This window comes from Pseudomonas sp. MAG733B (assembly GCF_036884845.1).
GTDB lineage: Bacteria > Pseudomonadota > Gammaproteobacteria > Pseudomonadales > Pseudomonadaceae > Aquipseudomonas.
This window is the reverse complement of record NZ_CP145732.1, coordinates 567,091-580,473: the sequence shown is the minus strand read 5'-3', so window position 1 is coordinate 580,473 and position 13,383 is coordinate 567,091. Positions and strand designations below refer to the sequence as shown.

At 59.7% G+C, this 13,383-nt stretch carries 12 protein-coding genes; 3 read left to right on the top strand and 9 right to left on the bottom strand.

Annotated features, from left to right (window positions below):
• Positions 1-7: 7 nt before the first annotated feature.
• The gene (locus tag V6Z53_RS02635) at positions 8-682 is read right to left on the bottom strand and encodes a methionine ABC transporter permease (protein ID WP_338584019.1); all 675 of its coding nucleotides are present in this window, start codon (positions 680-682) and stop codon (positions 8-10) included.
• Positions 682-1,689 carry a methionine ABC transporter ATP-binding protein gene (locus V6Z53_RS02630; RefSeq protein ID WP_338584018.1) on the bottom strand — a complete coding sequence of 336 codons (1,008 nt, stop codon included), beginning with the start codon at positions 1,687-1,689 and terminating at the stop codon, positions 682-684. The genes V6Z53_RS02635 and V6Z53_RS02630 overlap by 1 nt, the downstream gene beginning before the upstream one ends.
• A gap of 209 nt (positions 1,690-1,898) precedes the next feature.
• On the opposite strand from V6Z53_RS02630, the gene katE reads away from it, so the two are divergent.
• Positions 1,899-4,037: a catalase HPII gene (katE, locus tag V6Z53_RS02625; protein WP_338584017.1), complete on the top strand. Its 2,139-nt coding sequence runs from the start codon at positions 1,899-1,901 to the stop codon at positions 4,035-4,037.
• Between the two features lie 122 nt (positions 4,038-4,159).
• Here the strand turns inward: katE and V6Z53_RS02620 are convergent, their stop codons facing one another.
• From V6Z53_RS02620 to zur, 4 genes are read right to left on the bottom strand one after another with little or no spacing between them, the layout of a single operon-like run.
• Positions 4,160-4,876, bottom strand: a complete 717-nt coding sequence (locus V6Z53_RS02620; RefSeq protein WP_338584016.1) for a PA5502 family lipoprotein — start codon at positions 4,874-4,876, stop codon at positions 4,160-4,162.
• Between the two features lie 37 nt (positions 4,877-4,913).
• Entirely contained in the window at positions 4,914-5,702 is a 789-nt protein-coding gene (znuB, locus tag V6Z53_RS02615; RefSeq protein ID WP_047535815.1) for a zinc ABC transporter permease subunit ZnuB, read from the bottom strand.
• Positions 5,695-6,480 carry a zinc ABC transporter ATP-binding protein ZnuC gene (gene znuC, locus V6Z53_RS02610; protein ID WP_338584015.1) on the bottom strand — a complete coding sequence of 262 codons (786 nt, stop codon included), beginning with the start codon at positions 6,478-6,480 and terminating at the stop codon, positions 5,695-5,697. Before znuC ends, znuB begins: the two co-directional genes overlap by 8 nt.
• Positions 6,480-6,962 carry a zinc uptake transcriptional repressor Zur gene (gene zur / locus V6Z53_RS02605; protein WP_338584014.1) on the bottom strand — a complete coding sequence of 161 codons (483 nt, stop codon included), beginning with the start codon at positions 6,960-6,962 and terminating at the stop codon, positions 6,480-6,482. Before zur ends, znuC begins: the two co-directional genes overlap by 1 nt.
• 66 nt (positions 6,963-7,028) lie before the next feature.
• Here zur and V6Z53_RS02600 point away from each other — a divergent pair, with 66 nt between their 5' ends.
• Complete coding sequence (locus V6Z53_RS02600; RefSeq protein ID WP_338584013.1) at positions 7,029-7,949, top strand: zinc ABC transporter substrate-binding protein; 921 nt, start codon at positions 7,029-7,031, stop codon at positions 7,947-7,949.
• A 111-nt stretch (positions 7,950-8,060) separates the two neighbouring features.
• Here V6Z53_RS02600 and V6Z53_RS02595 read toward each other — a convergent pair whose 3' ends face one another.
• Both V6Z53_RS02595 and V6Z53_RS02590 read right to left on the bottom strand, forming a co-directional pair.
• Positions 8,061-9,014, bottom strand: coding sequence for a homoserine kinase (locus V6Z53_RS02595; RefSeq protein WP_338584012.1), 954 nt, complete (start codon positions 9,012-9,014; stop codon positions 8,061-8,063).
• A 57-nt stretch (positions 9,015-9,071) separates the two neighbouring features.
• On the bottom strand, positions 9,072-9,362 hold the full coding sequence (locus V6Z53_RS02590) for a DUF2782 domain-containing protein (protein ID WP_110658219.1): 291 nt from the start codon (positions 9,360-9,362) through the stop codon (positions 9,072-9,074).
• Between the two features lie 74 nt (positions 9,363-9,436).
• Between V6Z53_RS02590 and polA the strand changes: the two genes are divergently transcribed.
• Positions 9,437-12,241 (top strand): DNA polymerase I, encoded by a 2,805-nt coding sequence (gene polA / locus V6Z53_RS02585; RefSeq protein WP_338584011.1) that lies wholly within the window; start codon positions 9,437-9,439, stop codon positions 12,239-12,241.
• 311 nt (positions 12,242-12,552) lie between these two features.
• Here polA and yihA read toward each other — a convergent pair whose 3' ends face one another.
• Entirely contained in the window at positions 12,553-13,197 is a 645-nt protein-coding gene (yihA, locus tag V6Z53_RS02580) for a ribosome biogenesis GTP-binding protein YihA/YsxC (RefSeq protein ID WP_150733984.1), read from the bottom strand.
• Positions 13,198-13,383: the final 186 nt, after the last annotated feature.

The following is a 13,383-nucleotide window of genomic DNA, read 5'->3' as shown; positions in this document are numbered from 1 at the left end:
TCAGGTCTTACTTACGGGAAAAGTGGACGACCAGTTTGTCGCCGACGGTTTGCAGTATTTGAACCAGTATCAGCAGCAACACCACCGTGACCACCATCACGTCGGTCTGGAAGCGTTGGTAGCCGAAGCGGATGGCCAGGTCACCCAAGCCACCCGCGCCGACCACACCGGCCATCGCCGTGTAGGACACCAGCGTAATGGCTGTCACCGTAATCGCTGCGTAGATGCCCGGACGGGCTTCGGGCAACAAGGCATTGGTGATGATCTGCCGCGTGGTCGCGCCCATGGCCTGGGTCGCTTCGATGATTCCCCGATCGACTTCACGCAGGGCGGTTTCCACCAGTCGAGCGAAGAACGGCGTGGCACCCACCACCAGCGGCGGGATCGCGCCAGCAACGCCCAGCGACGTGCCGGTGATCAACACCGTGAACGGAATCATCACGATCAACAGAATAATGAACGGCAACGAACGCAGGATGTTCACCACCAGTGACAACATCGCGTAGACGCCTTTGGCTTCCAGCAATTGGCGCGGGCTGCAGAGGAACAGCAACACGCCCAGCGGTAGGCCCAGCAATACGGTGAACAACAGCGAACCGCCGAGCATCAGCAGGGTGTCGCCCGTGGCCAGCCAGATTTCGAACCAGTCGATATTGGCGAAAAAACTTGTCAGGGCTTCCATTAACGCAGCACCTCCATGTGGACGTCGGCTGCGGTGAAGCGGGCGAAGGCCGCTTCCATGTCACCACCGGTCACGGCCAGGGTCAGTTGCCCGTAGGGAATGTCTTTGATGCGATCGATACGACCGGCGAGGATGCTGTAGTCCACACCCGTTTCGCGAGCGACGGTACCCAGCAGCGGCGCGTAGGTCGCTTCGCCCTGGAAGGTCAAACGCACGATGCGACCCGGCACGTGAGCGAAGTCGTCGCGTTGCTCGCTTTCGTCTATCTGCTCGTCTTCTTGCACGAAGCGCTTGGTGGTTACGTGCTTCGGATGCAGGAACACATCTGCTACCGGACCTTGCTCGACGATCACGCCCGCGTCCATCACGCCGACTTGATCGCAGACCCGGCGGATCACGTCCATTTCATGGGTGATCAGCACGATGGTCAGTTTCAGTTCGCGATTGATCTCGGCCAACAATTGCAGGACCGACGCGGTGGTCTGCGGGTCCAGTGCGCTAGTGGCTTCGTCGCACAGCAGGATTTTTGGCTTGGTGGCCAGGGCGCGGGCAATTCCGACACGCTGCTTCTGGCCACCGGACAATTGCGCCGGGTATTTCCTGGCGTGATCGGACAAGCCAACCCGCGCCAGCAATTCGGCCACGCGCTGATCGATTTCACTGCGCGACAGCTCACCGGCCAGCGTCAGCGGCATGGCGACGTTGTCGGCCACGGTTTTGGACGCCAGCAAGTTGAAGTGCTGGAAAATCATCCCGACCTGCTGACGGAAACGGCGCAAACCGTTGGCGTCGAGCGCGGTGACTTCTTCGCCGTCGACGATGATCTTGCCGCCGCTGGAGTTCTCCAGGCGATTGATCAGACGCAGCAGGGTACTTTTTCCCGCACCGGAATGGCCGATCAGGCCAAAGACCTGACCGTTCTCAATCTTAAGATTGGTCGGGTGCAGGGCGGGGATATCCCTACCGGCGACGCGGTAGGTTTTATGGACGTTTTGAAACTCGATCACGTAGCGAACCTTGTGGGGCGCGTTAGAAAAGGATCAGCGGTTAGCCGGGCGCGCATTTTAGCCTGTCCGTATAGCAGTTCTTAGCATTTATTTCGCATTCGACCAGTCATTTGGCAATAACGCGATCAAAGGTCAGATAAAAGGAACGGCTAAAAACGCCACCAGTCACTAATTAGGCACCCCGAAAAATGCCTGAGGAGAGATGCCTGATGAGCACCAAGAAGCCTGCCGTCACCAAGAGCGCACTGGCCGGGACCGACACCCTGGACCGCAACAACACCAACGCCAAACTCGATAGCCTGGAAAAATTCCGCTCCGACGCCACCGGCCAGGCCTTGCGCACCAATCAAGGCGTGAAGGTGGCCGACAATCAAAACACCTTGAAGGCCGGGGCTCGCGGGCCGTCGCTGCTCGAAGACTTCATCATGCGTGAAAAGATCACGCACTTTGACCATGAGCGCATTCCCGAGCGCATCGTCCACGCGCGTGGCGTTGGTGCCCATGGTTACTTCCAGAGCTATGAGAACCACAGCGTGCTGACCAAGGCAGGTTTCCTCCAAGACCCAAACCTGAAGACACCGGTGTTCGTACGTTTTTCCACGGTGCAAGGCCCTCGCGGGTCAGGCGATACCGTGCGAGACGTCAGAGGTTTCGCGGTGAAGTTCTTCACCGAAGAAGGCAACTACGACCTGGTGGGCAACAACATGCCGGTGTTTTTCATTCAGGACGCCATCAAGTTTCCGGACTTCGTACACGCTGTCAAACCCGAGCCGCACAACGAGATGCCTACCGGTGGTTCAGCCCACGACACCTTTTGGGACTTTGTTTCACTGCAACCGGAATCGGCGCACATGGTCATCTGGGCGATGTCCGACCGGGCCATCCCCAAAAGCCTGCGCAGCATGCAAGGCTTCGGCGTGCACAGCTTTCGCATGATCAATGCCGAGGGCAAATCGCGCTTCGTGAAATTCCACTGGCGTCCCACTGCCGGGGTTTGTTCATTGGTGTGGGACGAAGCGCAAAAGCTCGCGGGTAAAGATACCGACTACCACCGTCGCGATCTGTGGGAAGCCATTGAGATGGGGGACTACCCCGAATGGGAACTGGGCGTGCAGGTTATCGAGGAGGAAAACGAACACGCTTTCGATTTCGACATCCTCGACCCCACCAAACTCATTCCTGAGGAACTCGTACCGATTACGCCGCTGGGCAAAATGGTGCTCAATCGCAACCCGGACAACTTCTTTGCCGAAACCGAACAGGTCGCGTTCTGCCCCGGGCATGTGGTGCCGGGCATCGATTTCTCTAACGACCCGTTGCTGCAAGGTCGGCTGTTTTCCTACACCGACACGCAAATCAGCCGACTCGGCGGACCGAATTTTCACGAGATCCCGATCAACCGGCCCATTGCTCCGTTCCATAGCGGTCAGCGGGATGCGTTGCATCGCACCGTCATCGACAAGGGCCGCGCGTCCTACGAGCCGAATTCGATCGATGGCGGCTGGCCGAAAGAAACCCCGCCCGCTGCACAGGATGGCGGCTTCGAGAGTTATGCGGAACGCATCGACGCCAACAAGATCCGCCAACGCAGCGAGTCGTTCAGCGACCATTTTTCCCAGGCACAGCTGTTTTTCCACAGCATGAGCAAGCACGAGCAGGAACACATCATTTCCGCCTACAGCTTCGAGTTGGGCAAGGTCGAACGTGAGTTCATCCGTGCAAGGCAGGTCAATGAAATCCTCGCCAATATCGATCTGGAACTGGCCAAGCGGGTGGCGCAAAACCTCGGGTTGCCAGCGCCGACGGCCGGGACGGTCGAAGTGCCGAAAATCTCCCTGGAGCGCTCGCCGGCCTTGAGCCAGGCCAATTTGCTGCCCGCGGATATCAAGACCCGCAAAGTGGCGATCCTGGCAGCCAATGGCGTGGATGGCGCAGCGATTGATGCGATGAAGAAAGCGCTGGAAGCCGAAGGTGCCCACGCCAAACTGCTGGGGCCGACCTCGGCGCCGGTGAAAACCGCCGACGGCAAGATGTTGCCCGTGGATGCGTCCATGGAAGGCTTGCCTTCAGTGGCATTCGATGCGGTGTTCGTGCCCGGTGGCGCGGCCTCAATCAAGGCACTGAGCACTGACGGCGTGGCGCTGCATTATTTGCTGGAGGCCTACAAACACTTGAAGGCGATAGCGCTGCATGGCGAGGCGAAGCAGTTGCTGGATGTGTTGAAGCTGGAGGCTGATGCGGGGTTGATCGTCGGGACGGATGCCAAGCTGTTCAAGGCGTTTTTTGCGGCGATCGGGCAGCATCGGGTTTGGGACAGGGAGGCGAAGGCCAAGGCTGTTCCGGCCTGACAATTTTTTAACGCTAGTCAGATCGCCATCGCGGGCAAGCCTTGCTCCTACTGGTGCAGTGTCGTTTGTTGAGATTGTGAACGACACTGAACCTGTAGGAGCAAGGCTTGCCCGCGATGCTTTTAAGGCTTGCGAGGGCTCAAGACCATCTGCGCCGGTACGCTGCGCAGAATCTGCCGCTGCAGGTTCAAGTCAAACTGCGGATCAAGCTTCTTCACTCGCTTGGTCAGCAAGTTAGCCAGCCACGGATAATCATCTGTACGCGGTGCCTGAATACTCACATCACACTGGTAATTCACCACATCGGTGGCAATGGCATCCAGTTGACGACGCAACTTGCCCATATCGTTGATATTCAGCGCAACCGTGGTGCTTTCAGCCGTCGGATCGATGACTTTGGCTTTTGGCATCGCTTCAGCGGCTCTAAGAGCGGCTTCGGCTTTTTCCAGTTCAGCCTTGCGAGCTTCAGCGATTGGACCGTTGACGCCACCGGTCAGCGCCGGTGCCTTCGGCATCAGGGCGCGGGCGCGGGCCAGAGCCGTAGCGGCAGCGTTCACATCACCTTTTTGCAACACGATCTGGCTACGCAACAAGTAGGCTTCGGCCAGTTGTCGTTGGTATTGCTCAAGGGATTGATCGTTGGGCGACTCGGCCTGCAATGCGGCCAATTGACCTTCGGCAGTAGCCAGTTCGCTGCTGGCCAGGCTTTGCTCAAGCTGTGCAATGGCCGTGGCCCGACCATCCGGGGCCTCGGTGGCCGCCGGTGGCGTGCTTTGACAAGCGCCCAGCAGCAAAGAAAATGCGACAAGGAGCAGATAACGGGAGGCGAACGACTTCATTCCTGCGACTCTCTATTTGCGCAAAAAACGAGCAAGTCTACACCCCTCGACGGGGCAGAACAAAACTCAGCAAAAACAGTGCAGCAGCCGTCACAACAATCGACGGTCCGGCCGGAGTATCCTTGAACCAGGACAGCGCCAGCCCGCCACACACGGCGAGTATGCCCAGCAGGCTCGCGCCCAGTGCCATCTGTTCCGGCGAGCGGGCGTGACGTTGTGCCGCAGCCGCCGGGATGATCAACAACGAAGTAATCAGCAAAACGCCGACGATTTTCATCGCCACGGCAATCACCACGGCGATCAACAACATCAACGCCATGCGCAATCCTGCCACGGGCAGACCTTCGACCCTGGCCAGCTCTTCATGCACCGTGATCGCCAGCAAAGGCCGCCACAATGCAACCAGCAAGGCCAAAACAGCCGCGCTGCCGCCGAGAATCCAGGCCAGATCGGTCGGACTGATCGCCAGCAGATCGCCGAACAGATACGCCATCAGGTCAATCCGCACTTCGTGCATGAAGCTTAGTACCACCAGACCCAGAGAGAGGGTGCTGGGCGCGAGAATTCCCAAAAGCGTGTCAGACGCCAGCGGCTGGCGCTGTTGCAAGGTCACCAGCAACACCGCCAACAGCAAGCAGCCTACGGTGACGGCAACGGTCGGGCTGACATCCAGCAGGAAACCCAACGCCACACCCAGCAACGCGGCGTGGGACAGGGTGTCGCCGAAATAGGCCATGCGCCGCCAGACCACGAAAGAGCCCAACGGCCCAGCAACGACTGCCAGAGCCAGACCTGCAAGCAGGGCGTAGAGCAGAAAATCAGCCATGCTTGCAGCTATCTCCGTGAACATGGTTATGGCCCGACGCGGGCGCCTTGACCACCGAGCCGTGCAAATCGTGGGCGTGGTCGTGATGGTGGTGATAAATCGCCAGGCTCTGTGCGTTTTTTCCGAACAGTTCGACGAAGGCCGGATCGCCGCTGACCTGTTCCGGGTGGCCGGAACAGCAGACGTGGCGATTGAGGCAAACCACCTGGTCGGTGGTGCTCATCACCAGATGCAAGTCGTGGGAGACCATCAACACCCCGCAACCGTGACGGTCACGCAGGCGGGTGATCAGGCTATAGAGTTCGGCCTGGCCGGCTACGTCGACGCCTTGTACCGGTTCGTCGAGCACCAGCAATTCCGGTTCGCGCAACAACGCGCGCGCCAGCAGTACACGCTGCATTTCACCGCCGGAGACACTTTGCACCGGGCTGTCGATCACCTGCTCGGCGCCGACTTCCTTGAGCGCGGACAAAGCCATTGCACGGTCAACGCCCGGCACCAGACGCAAAAAGCGCAGCACCGAGAGCGGCAGGGTCGTATCAACATGAAGCTTTTGCGGCATGTAGCCGACCCGCAGTTTCGGCTTGCGCCAGACGCTGCCGCTATCCGGTTTCAACAGGCCGAGCACGGCGCGCACCAGCGTGGTCTTGCCGGCGCCATTCGGGCCGATCAGGGTGACGATCTGCCCCGGCTCGACGCTCAGCTCGATGTTATCCAGCACCGTTTGCCCGGCAAACGTGACGGCAACCTGCTCGAGGCGGATCAGCGCGTTGCTCATCAAGCCCCCTGACAACCCGAGCAGAGACCGACCACTTCGACAGTCTGGCCTTCGACGACAAACCCGACATCCTTCGCGCTGACGATAATCGCGTCGCTGATGGATTTCTGTTCGAGCTCAATGGCCGCGTGGCATTCACGGCAGATCAGGAACTGACCCTGGTGGGCGTGCTCCGGATGATTGCAGCCGATGAAGGCGTTGAGGGAGGAGATGCGGTGCACCAAGCCGTTTTCCAGCAGGAAATCCAGCGCGCGGTACACGGTTGGCGGAGCGGCGCGGCGGCCGTCCTGCTCGCTGAGCACCGCGAGGATGTCGTAGGCACCCAACGGTTTGTGGCTCTGCCACACCAGCTCCAGCACTCGCCGCCGCAACGCGGTCAGGCGCAGGCCTTGACGTGCGCACAGGGCATCGGCCTCAGACAGAGCGCTGTGCACGCAATGAGAGTGGTCGTGGGGACGGCTGGCAATCGGTGTTTTAGGCATGAGCGGCGACGAGTTTTGTGAGAGACGTTATTATGTTACCCGTTCTCGCCTCTTCGAGTGGTCATCGTGTCCCGACTTTTTTCTATCTTTGTCGCATTTGTCGCAAGTTTTCTGCTGATCGGTTCGGCGCAAGCCGAAGTCAAGGTCCTCACCAGCATCAAGCCACTACAGCTGATCGCTGCTGCGGTGCAGGACGGCGTGGCAATTCCGGAAGTCTTGCTGCCTCCCGGCGCCTCGCCACATAACTATGCCTTGCGTCCGTCCGACGTACGGAAGGTGCAGTCGGTGGACCTTCTGTACTGGATCGGTCCGGACATGGAAGGTTTCTTGCCGCGGGTGCTGAACGGTCGTACGCTGCCAAGCGTCGCCGTGCAGGACCTGCCTGGCCTGAAACTGCGTCACTTCGCCGAAGATAACCACTCTCACGCCGAAGAAGCCGACGAACATGATCACGATCATCGCCCAGGCAGTCTGGACGCCCATTTGTGGCTATCGCCGATCAACGCCCGAGTCATCGCCACGAAAATGGCCGCTGACCTCAGTGCGGCCGATCCTGCCAACGCTCCACGCTATCAGAGCAACCTCAAGGCCTTCGATGAGCGTCTCGACGCCCTCGACCTGCGGCTGAAAAAACGTCTGGCCGGTGTTGAAGGCAAACCTTACTTCGTGTTCCACGAGGCTTTCGATTACTTCGAAGATGCCTACGGCCTCAAGCACGCTGGCGTGTTCAGTGTCGCTGCCGAAGTGCAACCCGGTGCACAGCACGTCGCGGCAATGCGCGCGCGCTTGCAGGAAGTCGGCAAGACCTGCGTGTTCAGCGAACCGCCGTTGCGTCCGCGCCTGGCGGAAACGCTGGTAGCGGGCCTGCCGGTGAAACTGGCGGAACTGGATGCGCTGGGCGGGTACACGCCGGCGACTGCTCAGGGGTACGAGCAGGTGCTGGAGAAGTTGGGGAATGATTTGGCGGGGTGCCTGGAGTCGTTGTAGCCGACACCGACTCCTGTGGGAGCGAGCTTGCTCGCGATGGCGGCGTCACATTCAACATCATTGCTGACTGACCCGCCGCTATCGCGAGCAAGCTCGCTCCCACAGGTCGCCTTAAAGGGCGAAAGGCAGCGGCGTATTGACCGTCTGCCGCTGCGCCAGGCGCAATTGAAACTCCATCGGATCGTGAATCAGCACGTCCTGCCCGGCGAACGACTCCGCCGCGATCAAGCGCGACAACCAAAACCGCACACACGCCACCCGCAACAGGGTCGGCCACAGCTCGGCTTCGGCGGCGGTGAACGGGCGCAACGCGGCATAAGCACCCAACAACGCCCGCGCTCGCGGCCCGTCGATCAAGCCTTGCTCATCGGAACACCAGTCGTTCAAGGCAATCGCCACGTCGTACAGCATCGGTCCGGAACAGGCGTTATAGAAGTCGATCAGGCCGGTCAGGTGCGTGCCTTCGAACATCGCATTGTCGCGGAACAGGTCGGCATGGATATTGGCGCGAGGCAGCGCCAGGATTTTCTCTTTCTGCCGGGTGATTTCTTCCAGTGCCTTTTGCAGCAGATCTTTCTGCTCTGGATTCAGGTGCGACAGAAACTGCGCGCCCTCTTCCAGCATCCAGTCCAGGCCACGATCAGTCTTGCGCTTGATCATGTTTTCCGCCTGGGTCGCCAGGTGCAGATGACCGAGCAGCTCACCGACTTGGGCACAATGCTGCGCGTTGGCCTGCTTGATGTGCTTGCCGGACAGGCGCGGTTGCAACAGCGCAGGCTTGCCGGCCAGTTCGCGCAGCGCGACGCCGTCGGTGGTGCGGATGGCGTAAGGCACCGGCAGATCGGCGTCGTGCAGCACGTCGAGCAATTCGATAAAAAACGGCATCTCCTGGACCGGGCCGCGCTCGACCAGGGTCAGGACAAATTCGCCCTGCTCCAGGCTGATAAAGAAATTGGTGTTTTCGCTACCGGCGGCAATCCCCTGGAAATCAAGCAGGCGGCCGAGGCCATAAGGGGCGAGAAAAGCTTCCAGCTCGGGCCGAGCCAGGGGGGTGAACACAGACATGTTTAAGCTGCCAGTACGGGCGCCGCTTTTGGGCCAGCGCCAATTGAAATTAAGAAACTATTTCCACTCGAAAATCTTCCACGACGGAATCAGCATATCGGGCTGATCCGAGCGGATAAAGTTTGCATCGGTCCCGTCTGCGCGCACCAGAAAATATGGCGGTGCGCCCTTCGGCGTGACCTTGATTGCGTACAGGAAACCGTTCTGACGGTATTCCTGAATGACCTTGTCCCCTTCCGTGCGGATCGTGACTTCCGGATCCGGTGTCGGCGCATCGTCCGCCGCCATGACGGCCAATGGAGTGATTGCAAACAAGCCAGCCAGCAACAGGCGATTTAGTGTGCGCATGATAACCTTGTCCCTTTGTCGTCAACGGTCCCGCTATTCTAGCGCCGGACCCGCCGAAAAGGTTGATCCTGCTCATGAGCCAAGCCCCCCTCGTCCTGGTGGACGGTTCGTCTTACCTGTACCGCGCCTTTCACGCGCTGCCACCGCTGACCACGTCCAAAGGCCTGCCGACCGGTGCGGTCAAGGGCGTATTGAACATGCTCAAGAGCCTGCGCAAGCAGTACCCGAACAGTCCGTTCGCCGTGGTGTTCGACGCCAAGGGTGGGACGTTTCGCGATGACATGTACGCCGAATACAAGGCCAACCGTCCGAGCATGCCCGACGACATGCGCGTGCAGATCGAGCCGCTGCACCAAAGCGTGATCGCCCTGGGCTTCCCGCTGCTGTGCGTCGAAGGCGTCGAGGCCGATGACGTGATCGGCACCCTGGCCCGCAGCAGCGCCGCCGCTGACCGCCCGGTGATCATCTCCACCGGCGACAAGGACATGGCGCAACTGGTCGACGGCCACATTACCTTGGTCAATACCATGACCGGTAGCAGCATGGACGTGGAGGGCGTGAAGGAGAAATTCGGCGTCGCTCCCGAGCAGATCATCGATTATCTGGCGCTCATGGGCGATTCGTCCGACAACATTCCGGGCGTTCCGGGCATCGGACCGAAGACTGCTTCCGGCTTGCTGGTCGGCGTGAACGGTGGCCTGACCGAGCTCTACGCGCAGCTCGACATCGTCCCGACCCTGCCGATTCGCGGCGCCAAGACCCTGCCGGCCAAGCTCGAAGAGCACAAGGAAATGGCGTTCCTCTCCTATCAGCTGGCAACGATCAAGGTCGACGTGCCGCTGGACATCGGCCTCGATGACCTGCAAATGGGCGCGGAAGATCCGGCCAAACTCTACGAGTTGTACAACCTGCTGGAATTCAAGAGCTGGTTGAACGACCTCGATCGCGACGCAAAACGCCTTGAGCTGAGCGCTGCCGCCGAGCCCGCACCGGCCGCCGATCTGTTCAGCGCCTCCGAGGTCGAAGCACCGGCCGCCACCGCTGAGGCCGCTTATGAAACCATCCTCGATCAGGCACGATTTGACGTCTGGCTGGAAAAACTGAACAACGCCAAGCTGTTTGCCTTCGACACCGAAACCACCGGCATCGACGCGCAACAGGCGCAACTGGTCGGCCTGTCGTTCGCGGTGCAGGCCAACGAAGCGGCCTACATCCCGCTGACCCATTCCTACATCGGTGTGCCCGAGCAACTGGATCGCGACACCGTATTGCGCGCGCTCAAGCCGATTCTGGAAGACCCGAACAAACTCAAGGTCGGCCAGCACGCCAAGTTCGACATGAACATCCTGGCCAATTGCGCCATCGGCGGTGACCAAGCGAACGGCATCACTGTGCGCGGCATTGCCTTCGATACCATGCTCGAGTCCTATGTGCTCAATTCCACGGCGACTCGCCACGACATGGACAGCCTGGCGCAAAAATATCTGGATCACACCACGGTGAGTTTCCAGGACATCGCCGGCAAAGGCGCGAAACAGCTGACCTTCGACCAGATTGCCCTTGAGCAGGCAGGCCCTTACGCCGCCGAGGACGCGGACATCACGTTGCGTCTGCACCAGGCGCTGTTCGAAAAACTCACGGCGATCCCGAGCCTGGCCAGTGTGCTGACCGACATCGAGATCCCGCTGGTGCCAGTGCTGGCGCGCATTGAACGCCAGGGTGCATATGTCGACGCCGCGCTGCTGGGCGTCCAGAGCATCGAGCTGGGCGAGAAGATGGTTGCGCTGGAGCGCGAAGCTTTCGAGATCGCCGGTGAAGAGTTCAACCTCGGTTCGCCCAAGCAACTGGGCGTGATCCTCTACGAGAAACTCGGTCTGCCGGTGCTCAAGAAAACCGCCAAGGGCCAGCCGTCCACCGCCGAAGAAGTGCTGGCCAAACTGGCCGAGGACGACTATCGGTTACCCAAGGTGCTGATGGAATACCGCTCCATGAGCAAGCTGAAAAGCACCTACACCGACCGCCTGCCGGAGCAGATCAACCCTCGCACCGGCCGGATCCACACTTCGTATCATCAGGCAGTAGCGTCCACCGGGCGTTTGTCCTCCAGCGATCCGAACTTGCAGAACATCCCGGTACGCACCGCCGAAGGGCGTCGTATCCGCCAGGCCTTCGTCGCCCCGACCGGTTACAAATTGCTGGCGGCGGACTATTCGCAGATCGAGTTGCGGATCATGGCGCACCTGTCCAAGGATGAAGGGTTGATGAACGCCTTCCGCCACAATCTGGACGTGCACACCGCCACCGCCGCCGAAGTGTTCAAGGTCGAACTGGCGGACGTGACGTCCGACCAGCGACGCGGCGCCAAGGCGATCAACTTCGGCCTGATATACGGCATGGGTGCGCAGAAACTCGGCAAAGACATCGGTGTCGATACCAAGACAGCGAAGGCTTACATCGATACTTATTTCGCCCGTTACCCCGGCGTTCGCGAGTACATGGACCGCACCCGCGCGCAGGCGGCGGAGCAAGGTTTTGTCGAGACGTTCTTCGGGCGTCGGTTGTATCTTCCGGAGATCAACTCGAATAAACCGCAAGAGCGCGCCGCCGCCGAACGCACGGCGATCAACGCGCCGATGCAAGGCACCGCGGCCGACATCATCAAGAAAGCCATGGTTGCCGTGGACAACTGGCTGACGTCGTCCGGCCTCGATGCCAAAGTCATCCTGCAGGTGCACGATGAACTGGTGCTTGAAGTGCGTGAAGATTTGGTTGACCAGGTCAGCAGCGAAATTCGCGCGTACATGAGCGGCGCGGCGACGCTGGATGTTCCGTTGCTGGTGGAAGTTGGCGTAGGAAATAACTGGGATGAGGCTCACTGAGCCGTCTGAAAAGGCGATTTCTGCTGCGGCATAGTGCCGCGGCAGAAGGGCGAAGGGCGCTTAGTCCGGATCGTGCTTGGGGTTATTCCAAAGGCATTTTAAAAAAATCTGAACTAATCTGGAGAATCACCACTCAGAGTTACTGAATGGCTGGTGAAGCCCTTCGATGCTCCTATGTTGTGTTAAGTGTTGGCAGATATCTGGACCCCGCCCTAGCGGTCTAGAACTTGAACCCCGGAACTTCCCAGAAGTCCGGGGTTTTTTTTGCCTGTAGAAAACTGCCTGAGCGCGCCACAGGCAGTTTTCGATCCTTACTGAGCCTCTGCCTCGGAACCCTTGTCCGCCAGCTCCATCCAGCCCGCCAACACAGTGTAAGCGTCTTCCAGGCCCATGCGCTTTGGCGCCGAGAACAGCTGGATAGTCACCAGATCGCCCCAGCCCTTACGGATTTCCGACTGCACTTTGAGCAACGTGTTCTTCGCCGCGCCGTAGGTCAGCTTGTCTGCTTTGGTCAGCAGAATGTGCATCGGCATGCCGGCGGCCACGGCCCAATCGAGCATCAGCAAGTCGAAATCGGTCATTGGATGACGGATGTCCATCATCAGAATCAGACCTTTCAAACTCTCGCGGCCACCCAGATACGCTTCCAGGTGACGCTGCCAGTGTTGCTTGAGCGGGATCGGCACTTTTGCATAACCGTAACCCGGCAGGTCGACCAGACGGCGTTCATCGTCTAGCTTGAAGAAGTTCAACAGCTGTGTGCGACCCGGAGTTTTCGAGGTGCGCGCCAGGCTGGCGTGAGTCAGGGTGTTAAGCGCACTGGACTTGCCCGCGTTGGAACGCCCGGCGAAGGCGACTTCAAAACCTTCGTCGTCCGGACATTGGTCGACTTTGGCGGCGCTGAGCATGAAGGTGGACTGTTGGCACAGACCGAGGATGGGATTCTTGAGTTGCATGGGATTTCCGATGTGGGCGGCGCCGGGAATGGGCGCGGCAAGCGGTGTCGCTTCCGTTTCAGTGACGCCAGTATATAATGCCGCAGATTTTGTGTGCGCTTTGTCCCAGCGTAGGATGAAGTTCACGAGAGCGACAGACCTTGATTGCGCATTAGAACGCAGCACGCTCTCAACCCTGAAAAGGTC